The organism is Streptomyces lydicus (assembly GCF_000717345.1).
GTDB lineage: Bacteria > Actinomycetota > Actinomycetes > Streptomycetales > Streptomycetaceae > Streptomyces > Streptomyces lydicus.
Window position 1 is genome coordinate 174,735 of record NZ_JNZA01000002.1, and the last position, 25,577, is coordinate 200,311.

General features: G+C 69.2%; 26 protein-coding genes. 14 read left to right on the forward strand and 12 right to left on the reverse strand.

The features are described 5' to 3' along the window. Positions 1-11 precede the first annotated feature (11 nt). The 3 genes from OO62_RS02285 to OO62_RS02295 all read right to left on the reverse strand — a co-directional run bounded on the left by OO62_RS02285 (position 12) and on the right by OO62_RS02295 (position 3,591). Positions 12-1,256, reverse strand: a complete 1,245-nt coding sequence (locus tag OO62_RS02285) for an MFS transporter (protein WP_078616982.1) — start codon at positions 1,254-1,256, stop codon at positions 12-14. Positions 1,257-1,419: 163 nt separating this feature from the next. Then, on the reverse strand, positions 1,420-2,346 hold the full coding sequence (locus tag OO62_RS02290) for a hypothetical protein (protein WP_033265409.1): 927 nt from the start codon (positions 2,344-2,346) through the stop codon (positions 1,420-1,422). Positions 2,347-3,036: 690 nt separating this feature from the next. After that, entirely contained in the window at positions 3,037-3,591 is a 555-nt protein-coding gene (locus OO62_RS02295) for a histidine phosphatase family protein (protein WP_033265410.1), read from the reverse strand. A gap of 267 nt (positions 3,592-3,858) precedes the next feature. Between OO62_RS02295 and OO62_RS02300 the strand changes: the two genes are divergently transcribed. Next, a complete protein-coding gene (locus OO62_RS02300) occupies positions 3,859-4,080 on the forward strand; it encodes a CbtB domain-containing protein (RefSeq protein WP_051732555.1) in 222 nt (73 codons plus the stop codon). Between the two features lie 19 nt (positions 4,081-4,099). Next, on the forward strand, positions 4,100-4,852 hold the full coding sequence (locus OO62_RS02305) for a CbtA family protein (RefSeq protein WP_033265411.1): 753 nt from the start codon (positions 4,100-4,102) through the stop codon (positions 4,850-4,852). A gap of 112 nt (positions 4,853-4,964) precedes the next feature. Here the strand turns inward: OO62_RS02305 and OO62_RS02310 are convergent, their stop codons facing one another. After that, positions 4,965-5,984, reverse strand: coding sequence for a phosphodiester glycosidase family protein (locus OO62_RS02310; protein WP_078616983.1), 1,020 nt, complete (start codon positions 5,982-5,984; stop codon positions 4,965-4,967). A 370-nt stretch (positions 5,985-6,354) separates the two neighbouring features. On the opposite strand from OO62_RS02310, the gene OO62_RS02315 reads away from it, so the two are divergent. From OO62_RS02315 to OO62_RS02340, 6 genes are all read left to right on the forward strand, one after another. Beyond that, a complete protein-coding gene (locus OO62_RS02315; RefSeq protein WP_078616984.1) occupies positions 6,355-7,248 on the forward strand; it encodes a methyltransferase domain-containing protein in 894 nt (297 codons plus the stop codon). Positions 7,249-7,623: 375 nt separating this feature from the next. Next, a complete protein-coding gene (locus tag OO62_RS02320) occupies positions 7,624-8,583 on the forward strand; it encodes a LysR family transcriptional regulator (RefSeq protein ID WP_033265413.1) in 960 nt (319 codons plus the stop codon). A 306-nt stretch (positions 8,584-8,889) separates the two neighbouring features. Continuing rightward, complete coding sequence (locus tag OO62_RS02325; RefSeq protein ID WP_033265414.1) at positions 8,890-10,902, forward strand: collagenase; 2,013 nt, start codon at positions 8,890-8,892, stop codon at positions 10,900-10,902. A gap of 206 nt (positions 10,903-11,108) precedes the next feature. After that, complete coding sequence (locus OO62_RS02330) at positions 11,109-11,849, forward strand: flavodoxin family protein (RefSeq protein ID WP_051732556.1); 741 nt, start codon at positions 11,109-11,111, stop codon at positions 11,847-11,849. Between the two features lie 327 nt (positions 11,850-12,176). Beyond that, complete coding sequence (locus OO62_RS02335) at positions 12,177-13,085, forward strand: methyltransferase domain-containing protein (RefSeq protein ID WP_033265415.1); 909 nt, start codon at positions 12,177-12,179, stop codon at positions 13,083-13,085. Positions 13,086-13,087: 2 nt separating this feature from the next. Then, entirely contained in the window at positions 13,088-14,185 is a 1,098-nt protein-coding gene (locus OO62_RS02340) for a terpene synthase family protein (RefSeq protein WP_033265416.1), read from the forward strand. A 90-nt stretch (positions 14,186-14,275) separates the two neighbouring features. Here the strand turns inward: OO62_RS02340 and OO62_RS02345 are convergent, their stop codons facing one another. The 5 genes from OO62_RS02345 to OO62_RS02365 are packed head-to-tail and all read right to left on the reverse strand — an operon-like array spanning position 14,276 to position 18,473. Further along, positions 14,276-15,664 carry a cytochrome P450 gene (locus OO62_RS02345; RefSeq protein WP_033265417.1) on the reverse strand — a complete coding sequence of 463 codons (1,389 nt, stop codon included), beginning with the start codon at positions 15,662-15,664 and terminating at the stop codon, positions 14,276-14,278. Next, positions 15,661-16,275 carry a GTP-binding protein gene (locus OO62_RS02350; protein ID WP_033265418.1) on the reverse strand — a complete coding sequence of 205 codons (615 nt, stop codon included), beginning with the start codon at positions 16,273-16,275 and terminating at the stop codon, positions 15,661-15,663. Before OO62_RS02350 ends, OO62_RS02345 begins: the two co-directional genes overlap by 4 nt. Further along, complete coding sequence (locus OO62_RS02355; protein WP_033265419.1) at positions 16,256-16,609, reverse strand: DUF742 domain-containing protein; 354 nt, start codon at positions 16,607-16,609, stop codon at positions 16,256-16,258. The genes OO62_RS02350 and OO62_RS02355 overlap by 20 nt, the downstream gene beginning before the upstream one ends. Beyond that, positions 16,606-16,992, reverse strand: coding sequence for a roadblock/LC7 domain-containing protein (locus OO62_RS02360; protein WP_310720113.1), 387 nt, complete (start codon positions 16,990-16,992; stop codon positions 16,606-16,608). The genes OO62_RS02355 and OO62_RS02360 overlap by 4 nt, the downstream gene beginning before the upstream one ends. Before the next feature lie 17 nt (positions 16,993-17,009). Further along, entirely contained in the window at positions 17,010-18,473 is a 1,464-nt protein-coding gene (locus OO62_RS02365; RefSeq protein WP_206738443.1) for a sensor histidine kinase, read from the reverse strand. A gap of 493 nt (positions 18,474-18,966) precedes the next feature. Between OO62_RS02365 and OO62_RS39435 the strand changes: the two genes are divergently transcribed. Beyond that, positions 18,967-19,140 carry a hypothetical protein gene (locus OO62_RS39435; RefSeq protein ID WP_157850126.1) on the forward strand — a complete coding sequence of 58 codons (174 nt, stop codon included), beginning with the start codon at positions 18,967-18,969 and terminating at the stop codon, positions 19,138-19,140. 290 nt (positions 19,141-19,430) lie between these two features. Here OO62_RS39435 and OO62_RS02370 read toward each other — a convergent pair whose 3' ends face one another. From OO62_RS02370 to OO62_RS02380, 3 genes are all read right to left on the reverse strand, one after another. Beyond that, positions 19,431-19,682 carry a hypothetical protein gene (locus tag OO62_RS02370; RefSeq protein WP_129322895.1) on the reverse strand — a complete coding sequence of 84 codons (252 nt, stop codon included), beginning with the start codon at positions 19,680-19,682 and terminating at the stop codon, positions 19,431-19,433. Next, positions 19,679-20,293, reverse strand: coding sequence for a nucleotide-binding protein (locus OO62_RS41255; RefSeq protein WP_106974795.1), 615 nt, complete (start codon positions 20,291-20,293; stop codon positions 19,679-19,681). The genes OO62_RS02370 and OO62_RS41255 overlap by 4 nt, the downstream gene beginning before the upstream one ends. A gap of 218 nt (positions 20,294-20,511) precedes the next feature. Next, a complete protein-coding gene (locus tag OO62_RS02380) occupies positions 20,512-20,937 on the reverse strand; it encodes a secondary thiamine-phosphate synthase enzyme YjbQ (protein ID WP_033265423.1) in 426 nt (141 codons plus the stop codon). Between the two features lie 145 nt (positions 20,938-21,082). On the opposite strand from OO62_RS02380, the gene OO62_RS41655 reads away from it, so the two are divergent. The 5 genes from OO62_RS41655 (at position 21,083) to OO62_RS02400 (ending at position 25,486) form a co-directional block, all read left to right on the forward strand. Beyond that, positions 21,083-21,172, forward strand: coding sequence for a putative leader peptide (locus OO62_RS41655; RefSeq protein WP_350728802.1), 90 nt, complete (start codon positions 21,083-21,085; stop codon positions 21,170-21,172). Positions 21,173-21,406: 234 nt separating this feature from the next. After that, positions 21,407-22,276, forward strand: coding sequence for an ABC transporter permease (locus OO62_RS02385; RefSeq protein WP_228332583.1), 870 nt, complete (start codon positions 21,407-21,409; stop codon positions 22,274-22,276). Further along, positions 22,249-23,103 carry an ABC transporter ATP-binding protein gene (locus OO62_RS02390; RefSeq protein WP_078616985.1) on the forward strand — a complete coding sequence of 285 codons (855 nt, stop codon included), beginning with the start codon at positions 22,249-22,251 and terminating at the stop codon, positions 23,101-23,103. The genes OO62_RS02385 and OO62_RS02390 overlap by 28 nt, the downstream gene beginning before the upstream one ends. A gap of 126 nt (positions 23,104-23,229) precedes the next feature. Further along, a complete protein-coding gene (locus OO62_RS02395; RefSeq protein ID WP_033265426.1) occupies positions 23,230-24,279 on the forward strand; it encodes an ABC transporter substrate-binding protein in 1,050 nt (349 codons plus the stop codon). A gap of 1 nt (position 24,280) precedes the next feature. After that, positions 24,281-25,486, forward strand: a complete 1,206-nt coding sequence (locus OO62_RS02400; RefSeq protein WP_033265427.1) for an LLM class flavin-dependent oxidoreductase — start codon at positions 24,281-24,283, stop codon at positions 25,484-25,486. The last annotated feature ends 91 nt before the right edge of the window (positions 25,487-25,577 follow it).

Below are 25,577 nucleotides of genomic sequence, written 5' to 3' on the forward strand. Positions count from 1 at the left end.
CCCCGTGTGCGCTACGAGGACCGCGACCGCATTCCCCGTACCGAAGGGACCGCGAGGGGGCAGAGGGTGAGGGTGATCCACAAGAAGCCGCCGAGCAGTGCCACAGAGGGAGCCCCGAACGCGTTCGCCAGGGGGGCGGCGGAGAGTTGTCCCAGGGGGATGGCGATGAAGGAACCGAGATTGTCGTACGACGAGATCCGGGCGATGACATTCCTCGGGATCTGCTCCTGCAGTGTGCTGTCCCAGGCAACGCTGTAAAAGCCGGAACTCAGCCCCGCGACAAAGGTGGCGGCGGCGAGCCAGTACACGTTCGTCACCAGTCCCAGCGCGATCAGCGGAAGGCCGATCAGCGCCGCGCAGGTCTGCGCCACGGGGAGCAGGCGTTTCAAGGTGATCCGGTACATCAGTACGGCCATGAGCAGCACGCCGGCCGCTCTGACGCTGAGGACGAGCCCCCAGGAGGTCTCGCCGATGCGCTCCTTGGCGATCAGCGGGCCGAGCACGGTCCAGATGCCGACCTGAATGCAGTTCGCCATGCCGAAGGTCGCGACGATCGTCCACACCCAGGTTCTCGACCTGAATTCCGTCCAGCCCTCACGCAGGGACAGCAAGATACCGGCCTTGCGGGGCGGCGCATTACCGGTCACCTTCAGCCGGGCCATGCAGAGCGCCGCGACGAAGTAGGTGGCGGCATCGAGGGAAATGGCCCAGCCACCGCCTCCGGTGGTGACGATGGTGGCCGCAACGGTCGGCCCCAGCACTTTCGCGGCGTTCTTCGCCGATCCGAGAGCGGAATTCGCCCGCTGAATCCCGGACGTGGGGACGAGGTCCGGCACGATGCCGCGCAGGGCCGGATTCGTGAAGGCCGCCGTCGTTCCGTTGAGGGCCTCCAGCAGGATCAAGGATCCGAGGTCGTAGTTCCCGGAGAGCAGCAGGAATGCGACGGCCGCTTGCGTCACCGCGGCACCGAGGTGGGAGACGAGGAGCACCAGGCGTCGCGAGAACCGGTCACCGACAACGCCGCCGGCCAGGGTGAAAACGATGAGCGGGACGGTGTTGGCGGTCAGCACCGCCCCCATGTCACGGGCACTGTTCGACGCATTGAGCACCGAAAGGGACAACGCCACCGGTGTCATCGCACTACCCAGCAGCGAGACGAGCCGTCCCGCGAAGAACCATCGGAACGCCGGCAGCCCAAAGGGACTGCCGACCGCGTCGGGCGGATCTTCAGCTGCGCTTTCGACCTTCAGGTTCATTTTTTTCAACGTGAACGATTCGGATGAAGCACCGCTGCACGGACGAGTCAGGGTGCGAGGCCGAACGAGCCTACCGGCCCAACTCGCCCGCTTCACATGAATATTGACCGGAGAGCGGGCCCGCGGAGACGCCGACGGAACAGCGGCGCCTCCGCGGACGGATTCAGCTCACACGCAGGGTGAGGGCGGCGGTGTGGAGCGTGCCCGCGGTCCGGAACTGCAGGAACAGCCGCCAGTTGCCGGACTTGGCCAGCTCGGCGTGGAAGGACAGGCTGGGCCCTCCGCGGCGCCCCTCCACCTTGTTCTCCGGGTGGAGGTGGGCAAAGGCTTGATCACCTTCGTGGAAGGCGGTCAGGTGCGCATAGGTGCCCAGGTACGGCTGAAGGTCGGTGACCGGCTTGCCGTCCTTGCTGACGGTCACGGTCAGGGGGTGGGCCATACCGGCCATCAGCTCACCCTGCACGGTGACGGTGTAGCCGTCGACGGTGGCGGTCGTGGATGCCTTCGGCAGGACGGTGGTGGCTGCCGAGCCGGGCACGGTGACGGTGCGGCTGAGCACGAAGTCCTGCCCCTTGCCCGCGCCGGTCCGCGGCGTGAACTGGGCGAACAGCCGCCAGGAGCCGGGCCGGAGCGCGCCGAGGCCGGCGGTCCAGGTGCCGTCGTCGGCCATGGTGGGGTGGACGTGCTGGAAGCCCGTAAGGTCGGAGCGGATGGCGTAGAAGTGCAGGCGCTTGGTCTGCTCGACGGCGAAGTCGGTGACCGGCCTGGTGTCCGGGCCGGTGATGGCGAACCGGTAGCTGGTTGCTTTTCCGGTGGGCAGCGTGGCGGCCTTCGCGGCCAGCGTGTAGCCGTCCTTCTTGGTGACCAGGCCGTCCCCGGTGTTCATGGTCATGCCGGGCATGGCGGAGTCACCGTGGTGGGTGCCCTGGGCCGTGGACGCCACGGAGGACGGCGTATCCCTTCCCGGCATCGACGAGTCGTGCGAGGTGGGGGAGCCGCACGCGGTCAATGCCAGCGCGAGGGCGCCGCCGAGGGAGGCAGCGACCGTGATGCGGCGGCGGCGTGCGGACGAGCGGGAAACGAGGGACATCGCGAGAGACTTTCGAGGGAAGCGCACCACGCTGGGGGGTGCGCGGGTGAACAGGACGCCGTAGCGGGCCCGGGAGGAGTCCGGGTCCGTCAGGCACCTGTCACGTCCGCGTGACGCACACGCGCAGCAGCACTCCTCGCCCGCCTCTGGGCGGCCCTCTCCACCGCGTGACCGCAGCGGTCAGCCGTCGGCCGAGGGAGTCCCACACCCCGAGGCCGCCGGCAGCCAGCGCGCCGAGTGCCGGCAGTGGCAGGGATTGCTGTGCGGGGGTTGAGACGCACAGTGTGCCGGTGGGGCCGGACGAGGCCAGAGGGGAGCTGTCGGTGCGGTGCCCTGTCGGCAGCGCTTCCGCGTGCGAGCCGCTCGCAGCGGGCGCCCCGTGTGCCCCGTGTGCCCCGGGCATGGCTCCGGCCATCGCCCCGTGGCACCCGCCGGCAGCCGAAGCCGGCGACCCATGCATCAGGAACAGCCCCACGAGGACGACGCACACCGCCATGAGCCGGGCCACGGACGGCCTGCTCGGCGTTCCGGTGCGGTCCATCGGGCGGTCCACGAGGCGGCCCTTCTCTGATCTCTGTGCGCGCCGACGCCGCAGCGCGCGAGGACGACGACTAGGGATGACAACAAGGGAGGACGATACCCCTACCCCGTATCCGCGGGACACCTGGCCCCCGCCGGGGACGAGCACCCTCACCCGAGTCGGAGGTTCCAGCGGTCGGCCCGGCCCGTGAGGTGGACGGGGGTGAGCGGCCGCAGGTCGATGCGCCAGAACGCGTACGGGGGCGCCGTCAGCGCGTGGACGACGGCGGCGCGGGCCACGGAGGGGTCCGCGAGGGCCAGGACGCGGCCGGTGTCGGCGGGCAGCTGCTCCATCCAGTCGGCGATGCGCCGGCACAACTGGTCGATGGATTCGCCGCCGTGGGGCGCGGCGGCGGGGTCGGTGGTCCAGGCTGCCATCGCGGCCGGATCGGTGGTGGCCAGTTCGTCGAGGGTGCGGCCGCGCCAGGTGCCCAGGTCGAGGTCGCGCAGCGCGGAGTCGACCGCGGGGTCCACGCCGAGGGCGGCGGCGGTTTCCCGGCAGCGCCGGCTCGGGCCGGAGAGGTGGCGGTCGGCCGGCGGCAGGTCACCGGCGATCGCGCGGGCCTGCTGCCGGCCGCGCTCGTCCAACGGGCCGTCGTCATCCACCCGCGCCTCGCGCAAGGCGGGCCCGGGGGCCGGGGTGAGCAAGGTCAGCCTGATCGTCATGGGCGGAAGGCTAGGCCCTGCCCCGAGGGTGGGGCTCGGGGGCAGCAGGAAGAGAGGCAGGCCATCTTGGCTTGTATGGGTCGCTGCCGGTACCGTCTGATGCGATAGGACGACGGTGCGAACGGAAGTCCGGTGCAAACCCGGCACGGTCGCGCCACTGTGTGCTGTACGACCCTCGCACCACGAGGAGTTGTTCAGTGAGTCAGACCCGGCGCCGTCGTCGCGTGCTCCAACGAACGGGACGCGTGTTCCCGAGGAGGTACCGCCGTGGCTCACACCGCAGCCGCCCCTGCCCCCCTGTCCTCGCCGGCCGTGACGAAGCTGCCCATCCGGGCGATTCTGCCCTGGGCGGCGTTCTTCGGCCTGCTGATGCTGGTCCTGCTGTACTTCGTCGGCGCCGAGCAGGGCGCCACCTCCCTTCTCTCCGGCGCGGGCGTCCACGAGTGGGTGCACGATGGCCGGCACCTGCTCGGATTCCCCTGCCACTGACGACGGGCGGGACAGACCCATGAATTCCGCCACCGTCCGTACGCTGCTGGTCCGCGGCATGCTGGCCGGCCTGGCCGCGGGTCTGCTGGCCTTCGGGCTGGCCTACCTCATCGGCGAGCCGGGAGTGAACGCGGGCATCGCCTACGAGGACGCCCACACCCACGAGCACGAGATGGAACTCGTCAGCCGTGCGGTGCAGTCCACTGGTGGCCTGGCCACCGCGGTGCTGGTGTTCGGCACCGCGGTGGGCGGGATCGCCGCGCTGGCGTTCTGCTGCGCCCTGGGGCGCATCGGCCGATTCGGGGCACGGGCGACCGCCGCCCTCATCGCCGTCAGCGCCTTCGTCACCGTCTACCTGGTGCCGTTCTTGAAGTACCCGGCCAATCCACCGGGGTCCAACGAGCCCGACACCATCGGCAAGCGCACCGCGCTGTACTTCGGGATGATCGCGTTGACCGTGCTGGTCGGCGTCGGCGCGGTGATTGTCGGCCGCCGCCTGGCCGGACGGTTCGGCAACTGGAACGCCACCCTCGCCTCGGCTGCGGGTTTCCTCGCGGTCATCGCGCTGGCCATGGCGTTCCTTCCCGCGGTCAACGAAACGCCCAAGGACTTCCCGGCCACCGTGCTGTGGCAGTTCCGTCTCGCCTCGCTCGGCATTCAGGCACTGCTGTGGACCGCCTTCGGCGTGATCTTCGGCTTCCTCGCCGAGCGGGCCCTACGACCGCACGCTCCGCACCCGGGCCAGGCAGCGGAATTGCCTACGCCCGCCTGACCTACCGCAACACGAGGGGCCCGTGCCGGGGGCGCGACCGGCACGGGCCCTTCGCGTACGCCACCCGCGTTCGCGGAAGCCCTGGCGCAACGAGTTCGGTCACTCGGCACGACTACGACAGCGGCTGCGTGATCACGCCGAAGAAATTCCCGACGGCGCGCTGGACGCCCGGGAACGACTCGGCGCCGTACGGGACGTTCATCAGGATCGGATTGTTGTTGCCGTCGCGGCATGCCATCGCGGTGGAGCCACCGCCGTCGAGATTGAGCCCGGTGGACGCGCCGGCGATGATCAGCCACTGCGCGATGTCGTAGAAGGCCCCTCCGTTGGGCCACGCGGCGTTCTCACAGCCATCGAGCGTGACGAGGTACAGGTACTGCCCGTCGGCGCTCGCGCCGACAGCGGTGCGCCCGGCGATCCTCTCGGTGGGACACGCCTCGGGTGTCGCCTGGTTGACCCCGTTGTCGACCAGAAGAAGCGGCTGCCCCGGCACGTACGGCTGAGGCGGCCAGCCTTCGCCCGGGTTCGGGCTGCCCGCGATCGCCGTGTACGTGTCCGACGGCCAGTTCGGATCGGCTTGCGTGACGAGTTGGAACGTCACCCCGTTCTCCCGCGAGATCAGCATCGCCATCGCACCGGCGTAGGTGTCGTTCGGCACGTCGGCAGTCTGCTTCGGAGTGGGCTGCGGCGCCGGGACCCTGGGATCGCACACGACATTCCCCTGCGAGATGGCCAGCCCCATCAGCGCGAAATTTCCGCCGACGGCATCCGTGTCGTACCAGGAGAAGTTCGCGTTGATCGCGACCATCACGGTCGGGTTCGCGCTCAGAAACCCGGTAACCGTGTCGCCGATTGTCTGGTACATCCCGCCCGCCGGGGTGGTGCAGAAGGAGACACCCGAGTTCTGCAGGTCGACGCGCAGCACATTGACGTTCTGCTTGCGCGCGACCGGCAGAGCGGTATCGAAGGCGAGATCGGACGTGCCCACCGCGCGATCGATCCCTTGGTACCACGGCAGCCAATCGGTGAAGATATACGGTGTAGAAGTTTCCGCCTGTGTCGAGGCATCTTCACTGGTGACGGCCTGGCCCATAGCTCTCTCCACGGTGTCGTCGTCGAGTTCGAAAAGCATCACGCCCAGCCGGCATCATGCCGCTCTTTCCGCGCGCCGCTCCGTCGCCACGCCACAGAGGTAAACCCGTCGCCAGCCCTCCGACACGCCTCTTCAATCTCCGCATCGGCCAGGGTGTGACCAGAAGCCGGTAACGGTTAATGCTCTGGAGGGCAATTCATTCAGACAGAAACGCCAGGAACGCATATTTCCCTCGGCCCCCCATCCGCATATTCCGAGCTCTGGAATGGAGGTCTGGGTGGTAACCGAGGCTCAGAAAGCACGCCACGGTGCAGAAACCGCGCTGTACGTGCGGGGTTCACTGGCTGTGTGAGACATCCCGCTCCCGTCGTCATGGCGCTGGTGGCCCGGGAAGGTTGACCATGTAGTCATGACCTCCTCGCCCCGCCCGCCGCACGTCGGTAGCCGACCGGATCCGATAAACGGGACTCCCGCGCTCGGTGGAGAGTCCGCTCCCGCTCGCGGGTACCTGCTGGACAACGCGCGCGCCGAGGCGGGCGAGCGATTCGTTTGGCTGGCCGAGCTGTTCGATGGTGTGACGCGCGGGCACTTCGATCGACTGGGGGTCAGGGCTGGCTCGCGCTGCTGGGAAGTGGGGGCCGGTGGCCCCGGTATCCCGGAGGCGCTCGCGGCGGCCGTCGGTCCGACCGGGCACGTGCTGGCCACGGACATCGATCCGTCGTGGCTGAAGGCAGGCGACGGGTACGAGGTGCGCCGGCACGACGTCGCCGCTGATCCGCCCCCGGAGCCGGGGACGTTCGATCTGGTGCACGCCCGGCTCGTGCTGGTCCATGTACCCGACCGGGCCCGGGCGTTGGCCACGATGGTGGCAGCGCTACGGCCCGGCGGCTGGCTGCTGGTCGAGGACGCCGATACCGCTCTGCAGCCACTGGCATGCCTGGACGACAGCGGCCCTGCGCAGCGGCGGGCCAACCGGCTGCGCGACGCGGTCCGGGAGCTGCTGTCGCGCCGCGGCGCGGACCTGCGCTACGGCCGGACACTGCCGCGGGCATTGCGTGCGGCCGGCTTGGTAGATGTCGCCGCGAGGGGCTCTTTCCCGGTCGGCGGGCCGGCCTGCGACCGGCTGGAGGCGGCGACCATCAGGCACGTGCGCGGCGAGCTGCTCGCGGCCGGCCTGGCCGACGACGCCGAGATCGACGCACACCTGGCCGCCATCCACGCGGGCGAACTCGACCTGACACTCGCGCCGCTGATCTCGGCCTGGGGACGCCGTCCAGCCGAGCACCCTCCGGCACTCGGCTAGGTGCGGATCCAGGCATGGAGTGAATCGCCGACGCCCCGACCTGCGTGCTCGAACGCCTCGGTATCCGTCGTGATCCGCTGCTGCCTGGGCGGCTGGTGCCGGCGGAATCGACGGTGCGCCGACCGCTGGCCAGCGTCGACGGCGACGCACTACGTGATCACAAAACGCACCTCGCACGACTACGCCGAAGCCCTGATACGGCAGCCCAGGAGAACGTTCCGGGCCACCGCGCCCACCGCGAGAAGGATGGCGTGGGCATGATGAGTGCGCTTCCCTGTCGAACGGTAGGACGAGGGTCGCGTAACCGGGGTCGGCACGTCACTCCGTGGCTCCGGGCGGTTCGGGCACGGCGGCGTGGACGGGAGGAGCGTGGGCATGGAGCTGGAGCTTCGGCATCTGAGGGTGCTGTGTGCGATCGCCGATGCCGGGAGTGTGGGCCGGGCCGCGTCGGACCTGGGGTACTCGCAGCCAGCCATGAGCACCCAACTCCAGCGCATCGAGCAGTACTTCGGCCACACGCTGTTCGAGCGGAACTCCTCGGGCGTGGAGCTGACGCGGTACGGCACAGAAGTCCTCGCCCAGGCCCGTGACGTCCTGGCCCGCGCGGCCGCGATCGGGCGCCGGCCGGCCGCAGACGGCGCGAGAACGCCCCGCCCCCTGCGGCTGGCCGCGACCAACACCCCGGTTCTCGCCGGCATGCTCATCCGGCTCCGCAGCCGGCTGCCCGACCTGGCGCTCACGGTGAGCAGTGTGTATCCGTCCTCGGAGATCGTCGAACTCCTGGAGCAGGGTGAGCTGGACGCCGCGGTCGCCGCGGACTACCCCGGGCTCGAACTGCGGCACTCGGCCGCCGTGGCGCACCGCGGGATCGTCACCGAGCCGTCCTTCGTCGCCCTGCCGGCCGGGCACCGGCTCCGGCACTGCCGGGAGGTGGCACTGGCCGACCTGGCCGACGACGCGTGGTTCCTGACCCCGGACGACGGGGCGGGCTGGCCGGGAGTGTTCTACGCCGCCTGCCGCGCGGCCGGTTTCACCCCGGCGGCGGTCCATGAATTCCTGGGCGATCAGCAGCAGTTGCAGAACATGATCGGCGAAGGCATCGGGGTCTCCATCGTGCAAGCGACGCTCCGGCCGATCCCCGGCGTCCTCGTCAGACCGCTGATCGGCACTCCCCTGTGGTGCCGCTACGTGCTGGCCTGGCGACGCGAGAGCCTCGACGACGAGGTGGGGGACACGCTTTTCGCCTCCGCCGCGGCGGCATACCGCGCTCTCATCGCGCAGTCGCCGCACTTCCGCACGTGGGCCGCACGGACCTGGAGCGTGGCCCGGCGCTAGCTGAGCGCTCCGGCGGCGTTGCGGTATCAGCGCCGGAGCCATGGAGTGAGGACTCGACGTTCCCGCATCGACGTCCTCTCCGTCGACGCCCCCTCCGTCGACATCCTCTCCGTCGACGCCCTCTGCCACCGCCGAGCAGCCGCGGGAGCAGGGCTGGCCGGACTACCGCCTCCGCCACCCGGATGTTATGGCGCGTTCAGCTCAAGTGCTATGTCACACCTTATTGTTGCCCGTCGCATGCGCTGAGAAGGTGCCACACACGCCTCAGATCGACCTCGAGGCGCATCTGCCCACAAAGGAGCACGGATGCGCTACCGCCTCCCCCTGCCCAGATCTCTGACCGGCGGCCTGGCCGCCTGCGTCGCCACGGCCGGCCTGCTGGCTGCGCCCGCACAGGCCGCGCCCGCACAGGCGGCCCCGCACGCGGCCACCGTCCGGCCCGTAACCGCGTCCCCGCCCGTCCCCCACGCCGTGCCCCCGACCGGCCCGGCAACAGACACGAACGAAAGGCCCGCACTGCAGGGCCGACCGCTCGGCGTCGCCCGACTCCGCCCGCTCAGCGCGAAGAATCCCCCCATTTCTTCGACTGCGGCGGCACGGCACAAGGGCGGAAAGCACCACCCCACAGCCTCCTGCAGTCCGTCCGATTTCGGCAGCCGGACCGGATCCGAACTGGTCACGTTCGTCAAAGCCGCGACCACGGACTGCGTCAACACCCTGTTCAGCGTCACCGGCAAAGACGCGCACGACGTTTTCCGCGAGGACCAGATGGTCACCCTCGCCAACGCCTTTCAGAGCGGGGCGACGACGTACCCCGGTGACAACTCTGACAACGTGTGGCAGCTCGTGCTCTTCCTGCGCGCCGGCTATTACGTGCAGTCCAACCATCCGGACGATGTCGGGACCTACGGCCCGACCCTGGCCGCGGCCACCCGGAGCGGCCTGGACGCCTTCTTCGCCAACTCGCATTCACGGGACGTCACTTCGGGCAACGGTGACGTCCTGGGCGAGGTCCTCATCCTCACGGACAGCGCCGACGAACAGGCCCGCTATCTGAGCACCTACAAGCAGGTGCTCGGCGGGTACAACAGCTCCTACGACACCATCCCCAGCATGCTGGCGGCCGTCAACGACGTCTACACGCCTCTCTGGCGCGGGAACTGGAACCCCGACTACGTCAGCGCGGTGACCGCCGACCCGAGCATCATCGACACCCTCCACTCCTTCGCGCTCGACCACCTGGACCTGCTGGGCACCGGCAATTCCTACCTCGACTCCAACGCGGGGATGAACGTCGCGCGGTACGTCGAGCACCCCGCCCTCCAGGACAGGGTCCGGCCGCTCATGAAGGGTCTGCTGGACGCCTCGAAGATCACCGGCCCGACCGCACCACTCTGGGTCACCGTCGCTTCCCAGGCCGACGCCTACGACAAGGCCAACTGCTCGTACTACGGCGCCTGCGACCTGCCCGGCCGGCTGACCGAGGCGGCACTGCCGATCACCCGCGCCTGCGATGCGACGCACACCGTCCGGGCGCAGTCGCTGACCCCCGAGGAACTCGATGCGACCTGCGCCAGCATCCTGGCCCAAGGCCCGTACTTCCACGACCTGGTGAAGGACGACGGCCCGATACCCGGCCAGTACGAATCCACCGTCCAGCTCGTCGTCTTCGGCAGTCGCAACGACTACCGGACCTACGCCGGGGCCATCTTCGGCGTCGACACCGACAACGGCGGCATCACCCTGGTCGGGGACCCGGCCAAACCCGACAACCAGCCCCTGTCCATCATGTACCAGAAGGACTCCGACGACGGCTTCCCGGCCCGCATCTGGAACCTCAACCACGAGTACACGCACTACCTCGACGCCCGTGACGACATGAAGGGCGACTTCGGCCGGCAGACGTCGGTCCCGGACATCTGGTGGATCGAGGGCCTCGCCGAGTACGTCTCGTACAGCTACCGCCACGTCACCGACGCCGAGGCGGTCACCGAGGCAGGCAAGCACACATACGCGCTGAGCACGCTGTTCCAGAGCACCTACGACAACAGCGACGTCACCCGCACCTACCCCTGGGGCTACCTCGCGGCCCGCTACATGGTCGAGAAGCACCCCTCGGACGTCGCCACCATGCTCGGGCACTTCCGTACCGGCGACTACGCCGGCGGCTACGCCGTCTACAGCACCGATATCGGCACCCGCTACGACGCCGACTTCGACGCCTGGCTCACCACCTGCGCGGCCGGCGCCTGCGCTGCGGCGCCGGGGCCGACGACCACGCCTCCGGCACACCGCCCTCCGCCCCGCACGACAGCCTGACGAATGACCCACGCGGCCCGGCGGTGACACCGCCGGGCCGTCCCGCACAAACGGCGCACGGACCAGGGGCGCCCGGCATTCGACTGTCGGGGTGGTCGTCGGCGAACGGGCCGTGCCGCGGTAGCTGGAGCGGCGGCCGGACCAGCACGATGGGCAGCTCTGTGCCGCCGTGAACCGCACGGTGGCGGGACCCCCGGGAGTGCACCGTGTCCGCCGCCCAGTCGCCTTCCACCGACCTGCCTCCGGCGCGCTACGACGACCTGCGGGCCCTCGTGTTCAACTGCACGCTCAAACGGTCACCGGAGCGGAGCAACACCCAAGGGCTCATCGACCGCAGCGTGGGCATCATGGAAGCGCAGGGTGTCCACGTCGATGTCGTACGGGCCGTCGACCATGACATCGCCACCGGCGTCTGGCCGGACATGACCGAACACGGCTGGCAGACCGACGCCTGGCCGGGGCTGTACGAACAGGTCATGGCAGCCGACATCCTCGTGCTGGCCGGCCCCATCTGGCTGGGCGACAACAGCTCGGTGACGAAGCGGGTCATTGAACGTCTCTACGCCTGCTCCAGCCTCCTCAACGAGTCGGGACAGTACGCCTACTACGGGCGGGTCGGCGGGTGTCTGATCACCGGCAACGAGGACGGCGTCAAGCACTGCGCCATGAACGTCCTCTACAGCCTCCAGCACCTCGGCTACACCATCCCCCCTCAGGCCGACGCCGGCTGGATCGGCGAGGCGGGCCCGGGCCCCTCCTACCTCGACCCCGGCTCGGGCGGCCCGGACAACGACTTCACCAACCGCAACACCACCTTCATGACCTGGAACCTGCTGCACGTGGCCAGAACACTCAAGGACGCCGGCGGCATCCCCGCCTACGGCAACCAGCGCACCGCATGGGACGCCGGCTGCCGCCACGACTACGAAAACCCCGAACACCGATGAGGGTGTGATCACGGCATCGGAGCCCTTGATGCCCAGACCCTTGCGAGCGCCGGCCGCCCCAACACACCGCGGCCGGCGCTCCGTTGTGTGATCCGCATGCATGAAAGACCCTCCGCCGCCCGCCGTCCGCGGTGATCCCTCCACGCGACTCCCTCGTCGCGTCAGATCCGTCAGCGATGTGGCGTGACCGGAGCATGGGGAGGATCGTTGCTGATCACAACTGAATACCAACGTCCGGATGTACGCTGCGCGATGGCATCATTCCGGCCAGTCGCGGGCAGTGTGGCCCGGCCCCCCGAGTGGATCAGATGACAATCCGGAGAACCGATGAACGCTCACCCCGTCACTCAGTCGCGCGCACATGAACCGACGTTCGATGACACGGAAGTGCCGCGTTACTACGCACGCAAGACCCAGGACATACTTCACAAGTACGGTCCAGGGCCCCGGGTCCACTTCCACGTGGGCCTGTTCGATCCGGCGGTCAAGCTCAACACGACCGTCTCCCAGCGGGTCCTCAAGAACCGGATCGTCAGCTCCCAGGAAGCGATTCTCGACCACGCCGCACGCACCTGGGCGGTCGGCCAGTCCTTCCCTGCACACCTGCTCGACGTCGGTTGCGGGCTGGGCGGCGGCAGCCTCTACTGGGCGCAAGAACATGGCGCGAACGTCACTGGTCTCACCGTCGCGAACGACCACATACCAGTCATCAGAGAGCTCGCCCGGCAGGCGGGTGTTTCCGGCCGCGTCGCCCCTCGTGTCGGCGACATCCACGATATGACCCACGAGCGCCGCTACGACGCCGCGTACGCCATAGAAAGTTCAGGCTACATGGACCGCAAGCGGCTGTTTCAGGTGGTGGCGAGGGCCCTGCGGCCCGGGGGGTGGTTCGGCATCCAGGAGCACTTCATCTGCCGTCCGGAATGGACGGACTGGATCGACGACTACTACAAGACGCGGCTCGGCACCCTCACCGAGTACATCCACGCCGCTGAGGCCGCCGGCTTCGAGCTGGAACAGGACGAGGACGTCACGGACGGAGTCAGCGAGTTCTGGCTCCAGTCCATGGCCTGGAACACGGCTGAACTGACGCGCCTGGAGCAGGGCGGCGAACAGGCATCGTGGTCTCGCGAACGGCTCCAGCAGAGCGCCCTCGCGCACGGCAAACTGTTCCGCATTTGGCGCGACCACGCCGTGGAAACCCGCCTGCTGCATTTCCGGCTCGGAGGCAACTGACCGTGATCGCCGAACACGGCCACACTTCACGCATAGGCTGGCAACTTCCCCCGTTTTTCTGCCCCTTCGCCCCCTCCCGGCACCCCAAGGCGGCGGAGATCGAGCAGCGCGCCATTGAATGGATCGACGCGTTCGGCATCTATCCCGATGCCACCGAACGTGCCTGGGGGCTGGCCACGCACAGTGCTGATTTCTCCTGCAGGATCATCCCGGACGGCAGCGTCGATCACGTACTGACTTTCACGTTGTGGAATTACTGGGCGAACGCCGTCGACGACTGGCAGGACTCCGGGCCGGCGGCCACCGATACCGCGTCGATCACCGACCACGGCGCCCGGCTGGCCCGAGCCCTGGAGATGCCCGGCTGCGCCCTCCTCCCCCCGGGGCCCCTCACCTCGGCGCTGGATGATCTGGTGCAGCGCACACACGACCTGCTCACGCCCTTTCAGCTGCGCAGATTCGCAGAGGGAGCGCGGGACTGGTTGCTCGGGGCGGGCTGGCGCACGGCGCAGGCCGAGCGCGGCCGCATGCCCGGCCTCAGTGATTACGCCGGTCTCGGCGCTCTCGCGAACGGCACCCGATTCAGCCTGACTTGGGCCGACTCCGCGAACGGGATCGACCTGCCGCCGAACACCCTCTACGCGCCCCCGGTCCAGGCCGTGACCGACGCAGCGGGATGGATCGTCGCCGCCGACAACGATCTCTTCTCCTACAACAAGGACGACGATCAAGAGCCATGGGAGCAGAACCTGATCAACGTGTTGGCCCACGAGCGAGGCTGCGTCCCCGGAGAGGCGGTCGCTGAGGCCGTCGCCCTGCGGGACCGGGTGATGACCCTCTTTCTCCGTCTGCGCGCACAGCTCGCCCGGGGCGCGGACGAGCAGCTTCAGCGCTACCTCGACTCGCTCCAGAGCTACATCGCCGGCAGCATCGCGTGGCAGAACGTCGCCCCCCGGTACGCGAGCCCCCGCAACCGCAACGCCTGGCCGGTGGAGGGGGCGACCTTCGATGTGGTCTGGAGCGACTCCCCGAGTGATCCGAGCATCGAGCCGCCCGCCGTTCCGTCCCTGAACTGGTGGTGGCAGCAACTGGAGCAGTGACCGGCCGGCGCCGGCCCGGCACACCTGGCCGTCCGGCACCCGGCATGGCAAAGGGCCCGCAGCGAAGCGCTGCGGGCCCTCAGAGCAGGGTCAGCGCCGGCCGAACAGGCGGCTCAGCCACGACCACCGCGACGACCGCGGCCGGCCTGTCGCTGCCTGCACGGCCTCCTTCAACGGAGCGAGCGGCGGCAGCGGTTCCGGCTCGGCCCGTGGCGCGGTGGCGGCGACGGACCTGGGTGCGAAGCGCACCGGCAGCCGTACGAGGTGCTGGGACATCAGCGTGCCCCGGCGCTCCAGCTCGAAGTCGTGCACGGTCAGCTCGATGTCGGGCAGGCGCGCCAACAGGACCTCGATGCCGGTGTCGGCGATGGCCCGGCCGATGTCCTGGCCCGGGCATTCGTGGGGGCCCGCGCTGAAGGCCAGGTGGGAACGGTTTCCGTGGACCGGCGCGGTCAGGTCCGGCCGGACCGCGGGATCGACGTTGCCGGCAGCGAGGGACAACAGGAGCATGTCACCACGCTTGATCTGCTGACCGCCCAGCACGGTGTCTGCCGTGGCCCAGCGCCCCAACACTGTGTTGATGGGCGTCTGGTCCCACAGCACCTGCTCCAGGGCCTCCGGCAGCGTCATACGGCCACCCGAGAGGTTCGCGCGGAAGCGCGGATCGGTGAGGACCACCCGCAAGGTGTTCGCGATCAGATTCGCGGTGGTTGCGTACGCCGCGACCAGGACCACTCGCACGTGCGCCAGAACCTCGACGTCCGTCAGCTCGGCGGGGTGGTCGAGCAGCCAGGACGTGAGGTCGTACCCCCGGCTGGCCTTCTTGCTCTCCACCAGCTGATACAGCATCTTCGTGACGTACTCATCGCTTTCGAGGGCGGTCTCCGTGCCCTCCAGCATGTCAGGCACGGCCCGGACGAGCCGGGGGCCGTGTTCCTCCGGAGCACCGATCAGCTGCGTCATCACCAGCATCGGCAGCTGACTGGAGAACTCCGCCACGAGGTCGGCCTCGCCGTTGGAGGCGAAGGCATCGATGAGTTGGTGGGCGAACCGGGTGACGTACCGGCGCATCCCCCGCCGGTCGAAGCGCTGGAGGGACTCCAGCACCGCGCCCCTCAGCCGTTCGAAGTCCGGGCCGTCATTGAAATTGATCACCGGCCACCAGGTCACCATCGGCGCGAGTGCGTACTTCTCGGGGACCACCGTCCCGTCCTGCACAGCGCCCCATGCGCGGGGGTCGCGAGAGAACCGGCCGGGGGTCCGGGCCACCTCCAGATTCTCCCGGTGGCCCAGGACGAGCCAGGCCGGCTGGTCGTCATGCACCAGTACGGGCGCCACCGCGCCGTGCTTGGCGCGCAGCTCCTCGTACAGGGCCATGGGGTCGTGCTCTGCGGCCGGACCGTAGAGGCGCTGCGGTCCGTCCTGGCCCAGGCCGTGGGCCGGGCACCCGGGCGGCGGGAGGTGGGAAGGCGTGCTCATGAGGGCTCCGTTGCTACGAGGGAGTGCAGGTAGTGCATGAGGGAAATCAGGACGTCCCGGCTGGAGTCGCGATGCCGCGCATCGCAGGACATCAGGGGTACGTCGGAGGGGAGGTCGAGCGCGCTGCGGAGCTCCTGAAGCGTGTGATCCGGAGCGCCCGCGAAGGAGTTCACCGCGACGACGAAGGGTACCCCGCTCTCCTCCAGGCGGCCCATGACGTCGAAGCTGTCCTCCAGTCGCCGGGTGTCCACCAGCACCACCGCGCCGAGAGCGCCTTCGAACAGACCGTTCCACAGGAACCAGAAGCGCTGCTGGCCGGGGGTGCCGAAGAGGTAGAGGACGAGTTCGTCGCTGATGCTGATCCGGCCGAAGTCCATCGCGACAGTGGTGGCCGTCTTGTGTTCCACGCCGGCGCGGTCGTCGATGCCGGCGCCGGCCTGGGTCATGGTCTCTTCGGTGGTCAGCGGCCGGATCTCGCTCACCGAACCGACCATGGTCGTCTTGCCGACCCCGAATCCGCCCACGATCACGACCTTGACCGCCGCGGACGCCGTGTGGGGGAGCCGCTCCTCGTTGGGGGGCTCTGCGAGCTCAGAGCTTTTGAAGGCCATGGATCACCTTTTCGATGAGGGAAAGGTCGGGCAGATCCGCTGGCGGTACCGGCGGGCGCGTGAGCACCTGTTGCTCGTCCAGCAGGTCGCTGATCAGGACGCTGACGACACTCACCGGCAGTCCTATGTGGGCGGATATCTCGGCGACCGACAGCGGAGCCTGACACAGGCTCAGGATCGCTGCGTGCTCCGGCTGCATGCCGGCCGTGGGAACGGTCCTGGCAACGATCAGCGTGACCAGGTCGAGGCCGTTGGAGGCGGAGGAACGGCCACTGGTGATGACGTAGAGGCGCTCCGGCCCTTCCTCCGTGCCGTCCTGCGGGGAGTCGCTCACCTGGCCTGCCCGTCACTGCGGGGCGGGCTGGTGATGTGCGCTCCGAGACGGGCGATGAGGTCGCGCATGCGCTGACCCATGAGCCCGGCGTCCACACCGTCGTCGGCGAGCACCGCGAGGTAGGCCCTCGGGCCGGCGGCCATCAGGTAGAAGAAGCCGCCCTCCATCTCGATGACCACCAGCTGCATTTTGCCCGCCAGGTGCGGGAGCTCGCTGCCGACCGCACTGGCGAGGCTCTGCAAACCGGAGCAGGAAGCGGCCAGCCGCTCGGCCGACTCGGTGGTCCCGCCGTGGTGTCCCATACGCAGTCCGTCTGAGGACAGTACGAGGACCGTGCGGGTCTGCGGCACGCTCTCCGCGAGGTCCTTGAGCATCCAGTCCAAGCTGGCCGCCTGCTGACTCACTGTTCTCCTCTCGGCGCGGCGGCGTCGTCGCCACCACTGGTGCCCTCCGCCGACAGTCCGGTCTTGAAGGCGGTCAGCCACTCTCCCGGCGGCCGTTGCGTTCCCTCCGCAGGCCGGGCGTTGGCCGCGGGTGCCTGCGCCTCCGCCACCCGCTCTCTGCGGCGCCGCTGGGGAAGTCCGTTCGCCGTCCGCTCGACCACTTGCGGCGCTTCGTCAAGCCGCCTCGCCGCCGGTGGCTTCGCCGTCTGACGGGACACCACCTGGCCCGGTTGGCTCGCTGCCCGCGGACCGGAGAACGTCCCGATCCCGTGCGCCACACCCGACGCCTCAGCCGCACTGGTGATCAACTGCTGAGGAACCACGAGCACCACTCGCACACCCCCGTAGGCGGATGTGCGCAGCGAGACCTGGAGGCCGAACGCCTGGGTCAGGCGCCCCACCACCGCCAGGCCGAGCCGCGGAGTCTCGCCCAGGTCGCCCAAGTCGATGCCCTGCTGCGCCTGTTCAAGGCGCCGCTCGGCCAGGCGCCGGGCCTGCTCGCTCATGCCGACACCCCCGTCCTCGATCTCCACCGCGACCCCGGACTGCACCTCCGCGGCCGTGAGATGGACCTTGGTGTGGGGCGGCGAGTAGCGCGTCGCGTTGTCCAGCAACTCCGCCAGTGCGTGGATGAGCGGTTCGACGGCCGGCCCGACGACGGCGCACTCCGTGCTGGTGCTCAGTTCGACCCGCTCGTAGCCGACGATCCGCGACATCGCACCCCGCAGCACGCTGTACAGCGGCACCGGCCGGTTCCACTGCCGGCCGGGCCGGGCACCACCGAGGACGGCGATGGAATCGGCGAGCCGGCCGGTGAGCGCGGTGTTGTGGTCGATCCGCAGGAGGTCGCCGAAGACCGCGGGGTCCTGACCGTGCCGGTCCTCCATCTCGCGCAGCTCCCGCGCCTGCTGGTGGACGATGGCCTGCATACGTCTGGCCAAGTTCACCAGGGCACGCTGCGCCGAGTCCCTCAGCCCCTCCTCCGCAGCCACAGCGTCCATGACGGTGCGCAACATCGCCCAGTGGGCCTGCTGGAACTCGGAGGGCAGGCCGCTGTAGGAGCCCGACCAGCGTGCAGTCAACCAGTTGAGGACCTCCTCCGGAGCCTCGTCCAGGCGCAAGCGCGTCAGCATCTCCGGCACCAGGCTGTCGGCCAGCCGCGCGGTCGCTTCCTGCTGCCGCGCCAGCGCAGCCGACTGCCCTCGGCTTTCTTCCCGCAGCTGAGCGACCTGCCGATGCCGACCCACGGCTACACCTGCGGCGCCGGCCACGGCGCCCACAGCCGTCACACCGATCCACACAGCCGCAGCGAACACAGAAGGTTCAACCAAGCCGGCCACCGTCACGGCCGCAACCACCGGTATGAGCCACGCGTACACCGCCACGGACGGCAATCCGGACGGCGACTTCTCCTGGACCATGAGCACCCTCAACCTGTGGGAATAGACGATCGTCCGAAGACCTGCGGGAGCGTATAGGCATATGCGCAAGGAAGTTGGCACAGCGTCAGCTCGACCACTGGGACGGGCGTAGCTTTCTCATATCGGTGGCGGATGCTCCCCCGAAGGGCCATACTTGCGCGCCGCGGCGTGGGGTACTGATTCCCGACCCGGGTACGACGCCCCGGAAGCCGATGACGGCATGGTCCCCACCGGACGCGCGGAGCAGGCGGGGGACGACCTGGGGAGCTTCACGCATGGGGCCGCGCGAGCCGCAGCCCGTGGGAGGGCGGCCTCGACGCCGACGACGTTGCCGAAAGCCCGGGAATGACAGTCGACCCGGCCAAGGACCTGATTATGGACCCCGACCGTGCCTGGGCCGGCTCGCCCAACGACGCATCGTTAGAAGGCGCCCGAACGAAGGGAACGACCACATGCACCCCGTCACCACCCCGCCCGAGGCGAGGCCCAAGTCGTGACCGGCCGCATCCGGCGCCCCACCCGAATCACCGCACTCACCATCGTCGCCCTGCTGGCATCTGGCGGATGCACGTCCAACTCCGGGAAAGACGACCCGCCGCCCGTCAAGACCAAGGCCGATGCCGAACACTCAGCCCGGGCCCTGATCGGCCGGCTGGCCGGCCAGTAAGGGCTGCGGATCGACGACAAGACGGCACGGAAGGAGTTCCGCGACTGCTTCGGCAGAAACCACGAGCACCCCGGCGACGGACGCTTCGACCTGACCTACTCCGTACGGTCCCCGCCTTCCAGGGGAGCAGCATGGAAAAGCCCTTCGCCCCAGGCGGCGCTGGGCACGGCGGGCCGGGGCCGGCCCGTGATGGGGGTACACCGGCTCCCCGAGCCGGGGTTGGTGGTTTGACTCAGCCAACGGCCGGATCCACCTGGTCATCAACGCAGGCAATGGCGGGGCGAAGCAGCCTAGCGTCCGGGCCGGGAGACCCTGCCGACGGTGTCGACCAGGGTACGCAGGACGGTCGTGCCGACGAGGACTACCGAGGAGACCGGGCGGCCCACCCATCGCGTCAGATCGCCTTGCAGGTCGGGATCCACCTCGACGGTCACCCGGAGGTACCTGCTCTCCAGCGTGGTGACCTTGGTGGATCGGGGTCCGGGGACATCGTCCTGCTCGCGCCGCAATGCGGCGCGGTAGTTTTCCCTGCGTTGAGTCATACCTCTTCCTGACGCTTGATCAGTTCCTCCGCGAAGTCCATATACGCCGAACCCTTGGCCTGGACCGAGTTCCCGAACGATTGGGCGTACAGGTCGAGCCGCGCGATCTGGGTGTCCAGCACCTCGAAACCCCGCTCGGTGAGTGCCTCGCGAGCGTCGGCATCGGGCCCGGTGCGCGTGGCATCGGGACGGTTGGTGCGATTGAGCAGGACCGCCGTGCGGGCCGGCTCAGCACGCAGGGACTGCACGTCCGCCATCTCGCCGCGGATGGGTGCCATCCGGTCCAGTTCGATGGGGGCGGGAGTCACAGGCACGATCCACTCACCGGCGTACCTCATGATGCTGCGGGCAATCCGGGGATGGTCCTCCAGCTGGGGCGCATCGAGCACAACGGCCTGCCGGTTGCCAAGGAAGTCGTTCACGCGACGGTGGACATCCCCGACCGGCAGGGCGATCACCGGAAACGGAAAGCCACCGGCAAGTTCGCTCCAGCGCAGCGCGGAAGCGGCTGGGTCACCGTCGACCAACAGGGGTGACAGTCCCAACTCATGAAGCGCATGGCCCAGCCACACAGTACTCGTCGTCTTTCCGACGCCGGGCTTGAGGTTCACAAAGGCGCAGCTCAACGGCACGAGAGCTGACAATAACGGGCGCGATCGTCCAGCTTCGGCCGACACGAGGGCGTGGTTCGTGGTTCACCCGCACGCAAGTGAGAAACGACGGGCACCCAGTGGTCGCCACAGCCGATCAGGCTGCGCCATCGGCTGCTGAGACCGCCCTCATCACCAGAACATGCCCCGACTTCGCCCATAGTCGTCGTGGTCAAAGCTCACTGGCCGAGGAAGCTCAACCGCACCTGGCGGGTGGGGTTGTCGACGTTTGTGTCGACCAGGCAGATGGACTGCCAGGTGCCGAGGGCCAGGCGGCCGCCCAGGACGGGGAGGGTGGCGTGGGGTGGGACGAGGGCGGGGAGGACGTGGTCGCGGCCGTGGCCGGGGGTGCCGTGGCGGTGGCGCCAGCGGTTGTCGGCCGGGAGGAGGTCATGGAGGGCGGCCAGGAGGTCTTCGTCGCTGCCGGCGCCGGTTTCCAGGATGGCGATGCCGGCCGTGGCGTGCGGGACGAAGAGGTTCAGCAGGCCGTCGCGGCCGTCCGCGGCGTCGCGGAGGAAGGCGGCGCACTCGGCGGTGAGGTCGGCGACGGTCTCCGTCGTGCCGGTGGTGATGTCCAGGGTGCGGGTGGTGAATGCGGTGCTCATGTAGCCATCTTCGTACGGCAGGTTGGTTGAGGTCAGCAGGCCCGCGGGGGTCGGTCGCCATGCTGTTTCAATGTTCCGGTAACAAAGGTCCAGCAGTCGAGACAACGTTTGACCCCTCTCGGAGTGCACCGCTACGTTCGGCCGCATGTCTTCCTCAGCTCTTCTCACCACGCGCGGTCACATCGACCTGGTGCGGGTGGCGTCTGCCGCGTGTCGTCGCGGCGTCGCGTGCTGAAGCGCTGAGCCGGTGAAGCTGATCGTGATTCTTCTTTAGGTCGGGGCTTTTCGGCGCGTGCGTGCGCCGGGTACCGGGCGCCGGGTGCCGCACTTTCTTCCCCCTTGTTTTTTCCTTGTGCGTTGAGCTGCGTGTTGTCGTCGCGAGTCGGGGTCGGTTTTCCCTTTTTTCGGTTGGCCGGGTTCTTGACTTACCGATTTTTTTCTCCCTCTTTTCTCTGTTTGTGGGGTTTTCATGAGTCTCGGTCAGGTCGTGCGTGGCCCTGCCCCGCTCGCTGGATCGGCGGAAACCGTGCCCGGCGTGGAGCTTGCGCGGGTGGTTCCGGTGTCCGGGCGGCGGCGGGTGGTGCCGCGGTGGGTGCGGCGGACGGTGGGGCCCGTCGCGCTGGTGGTGTTGTGGCAGGTGTTGAGTGCGACCGGGGTGCTGGAGGGGGACATTCTGGCCTCGCCGGGCACCATTGCCGCCACCGCCGGTGACTTGGTGTCCGACGGGACGCTGCCGTCGGCGATGCTGGTTTCGCTGCAACGGGTCGCTGTCGGCCTGGTGTTGGGCGGGGTGGCCGGCGTCGTCTTGGCGCTCGTCTCGGGGCTTTCGCGGCTCGGTGAGGATCTGGTCGACGCGACGGTGCAGATGCTGCGGTCGATTCCGTGGGTCGGTGTGATTCCGCTGTTCATCATCTGGCTGGGCATCGGGGAAGCACCGAAAATCGCGCTGATTTCCCTCGGTGTGGCCTTTCATCTTTATCTGAACGTTTATGCCGGGATTCGCGGGGTGGATGCGCAGCTGGTCGAGGCCGGCACGTCGCTGGGGCTGAGCCGATGGGGTCTGATCCGGCATGTGGTGCTGCCCGGTGCGCTGCCGGGAGCCATGACCGGGCTGCGTTATTCGCTGGCCACCGCGTGGCTTGCTCTGGTCTTCGGTGAGCAGGTCAACGCCGATGACGGCCTCGGCTTTCTGATGAATCAGGCCAGGGAATTCTTCCGGACCGACGTGATCGTGGTGTGCCTGGTGGTCTACGCGATCCTCGGGCTCATCGCCGACTTTCTCGTACGCACTCTCGAAAGGCTGCTGCTGCAATGGCGACCGACGTTCACGGGTCAGTGACCGATGAGGAAGAGGAAATCGGCGCGGTGGGGCTTCGTAAGGAGCAGCGCGCGGTGAGGGCTGCGTCCGGTGCCGCCGTGCAGGTGGACGGGCTGGTGCGCGCCTTCGGTGGCCGCGCGGTCCTCGACGAGCTGCAACTGGACATTCAGACGGGCGAGTTCGTGGCGCTGCTGGGGCGTAGCGGCTGCGGGAAGTCGACGCTGCTGAAGGTGCTGGCCGGGCTCGACCGGGACATCGAGGGTGAGGTGCTGGTGCCGCGCCGCAAGGCCGTGGCGTTTCAGGCACCGCGGCTGATGCCCTGGAAGCGGGTGTGGCGCAATGTGCTGCTGGGGCTGCCGGGGCGTCCCGAACGTGACACCGCGGTAAGGGCGCTGGAGGAGGTCGGGCTCGGTCACCGCGTGGACGCCTGGCCCAAGACCCTCTCGGGGGGAGAGGCCCAACGGGCTTCCCTGGCCCGTGCGTTGGTGCGCGAACCCGACCTGCTGCTGCTCGACGAGCCGTTCGGGGCCCTGGACGCGCTGACCCGGATCAAGGCCCAGCAGCTGGTCGCCGAGCTGTGGCAGGAGCGCGGTTGCGCGGTGCTGCTGGTCACGCACGACGTCGAGGAGGCGCTGCTGCTGGCGGACCGGGCGCTGGTGATGGAGGACGGCCGGATCGCGTACGAGACCACGGTGGATCTGCCGCGGCCGCGCGAGATCTCCGACCCGGGCTTCGGTGCTCTGCGCGCCCGCCTGCTGGAGCGGCTGGGCGTGGCGGGGGCACAGTCCACCGCCCCTGCCCACTCCCCCGCCGACAGTTCCACCGACCGTGCCGCCGAAGCCGCGTGACGTCGGCCCTCGAACCGGATCCCGTTCGTCGGCGCTGAGCGAGCAACGCCGGCGCCTGTCCGCACAGACCCACCGCAGTGTCACTCCTCACCGTCCATCCATGTACCTCGAAACGGACATCACCTCATGAGACCACCACGCCACATCACCCCGGCCGCTCTGCTGCTTCCGTTCGCTCTTCTGCTGGCCGGGTGCGGTGGTGCGTCGCGGGCCGCCGGGGCCGGTGGGGGGACCGGCAGCGGGACCGACGGGAAGGGGTCGCTGACGCTCAACGTCGGTGACCAGAAGGGCGGTTCGGAGACTCTGTTGCGGGCCGCCGGCGAGCTGGACGACCTTCCGTACAAGATCAAGTGGTCGACATTCACCTCGGGGCCGCCGCTGCTGGAGGCCGTGAACGCGGGGGCTGTGGACATCGGCGCGGTCGGCAACACCCCGCCCGTGTTCGCCGCCGCGGCGAAGTCGAAGATCAAGGTGATCGCCGGGGCGCACAGCCGGTCCGACGGCGAGGCGATTCTGGTGAAGAAGGACTCGCCGCTGAAGAATCCGGCGCAGCTCAAGGGCAAGTCGATCGCGGTCGCGCAGGGCAGTTCGGCCAACTACCAGCTCGTGGCCTCGCTGAGGAAGGCCGGGCTGACGCCGAAGGACGTCACGCTCAACTACCTCCAGCCGGCCGACGCGCTCGCCGCGTTCACCCGGGGGAAGGTCGACGCCTGGGCGGTGTGGGACCCGTACACCTCGCAGGCACTGGATCAGGCCGACGCGCGGGTGCTGACCACCGGGCAGGGGCTCGTCAACGGCCTGAGCTTCCAGGTCGCCGCGCCCGCCGCCCTGGACGACAAGAAGAAGGCGGCGGCGCTGAAGGACTACACGGCGCGGTTGCGGCGGGCGCAGAACTGGGTGTTCAAGCACCCCGACGCCTGGGCGAAGGCGTGGGCCAAGGAGACCGGACTGCCGCAGAAGGTGGCGCTGGACGCGGTCAAGCGCACCCGGGGCACGGCGGTGACGGTCGCCGTGGACAAGGCTGCGGTCGCTTCCGAGCAGCAGATCGTCGACACCTTCGCGAAGCTGAAGCTGATCCCGCGCACCTTCGACTTCGGGGAGTTCGTCGACCCCCGCTTCAACGGTGACCTGCCGCCTTCGGGCACGTCACCGCGCACCTACGGAAAGGGCCACTGAGATGTCCGTACACCTGCATTGGTTTCTGCCGACCGGCGGCGACGGGCGGACGCTCGTGGACCGGCACGCGTACACCGACGGCGGGATCCGGCGTGACCGCATCACGCCGGTGAGCGGGGTGCGCGCCCCGGACATCGAGTATCTGGCGCAGATCGCCAAGGCGGCCGAGCAGCTGGGGTTCGAGGCCGTGCTCACGCCCACCGGGACGTGGTGCGAGGACGCCTGGCTGACGACGGCCGCGCTCACCCAGGTGACCGAGCGGCTGAAGTTCCTGGTGGCGTTCCGACCCGGGGTGATCTCGCCGGTGCTGGCGGCGCAGATGGCGGCGACGTACCAGCGGATCTCGCGGGGGCGGCTGCTGCTGAACGTGGTGACGGGCGGTGACTCGACCGAGCAGAAGCGGTTCGGCGATCATCTCGACCATGACCGGCGGTATGCCCGTACGGATGAGTTCCTCCAGGTCGTACGGGGTGTGTGGGGCGGTGCGCCGTTCGACTTCCACGGCGAGCACTACCAGGTCGAGGGCGGCCTGACGGCGCTGCCGCCGGATCCGCTGCCGGAGATCTTCTTCGGCGGGTCGTCGGCGGCCGCGGGTCCGGTCGCCGCCCGGAACGTGGATGTGTATCTGACCTGGGGCGAGCCGCCCGAGCAGGTGAAGCAGAAGGTCGACTGGATCCGGGGGCTGGCGGAGCGGGAGGGGCGTACGGTCCGGTTCGGGATCCGGCTGCACACCATTTCCCGGGACTCGTCGAAGGAGGCGTGGGCGACCGCCGGCCGGCTGCTCGACGACCTCGATCCGGAGACCGTCGCCGCCGCCCAACAGGCCCTGGGCAGGAGTGAGTCGGTGGGGCAGCAGCGGATGCTGGCGCTGCACGGGGGCTCGCGCGACAAGCTGGAGATCTCACCCAATCTGTGGGCGGGGGTCGGCCTGGTGCGCGGCGGGGCGGGCACCGCGCTGGTCGGCAGCCATGCCGAGGTGGCCGACCGGATCGAGGAGTACCACGCGCTGGGCATCGAGCACTTCGTGCTGTCCGGTTACCCGCATCTGGAGGAGGCGTACTGGTTCGGTGAGGGCGTACGGCCCGAGCTCGCCGCCCGTGGTCTGCTGGCTGCCGTGCCGTCCCCTCTGGAGGGCGTACCGGCGGTCAACGGCCGGCCGGCGTCGGCACCGGGCGGGGCGCCGCTCCTGGTCGCGGGCGGGCGCTGAGCGGGGCGCGGCAGGCACCTGTCACGGGGCGCCGTGGAGAGGGGGCAGCCGTTCTCCCCACGGCGCCCCCGCGGTCCTCCACGCGCCCCCG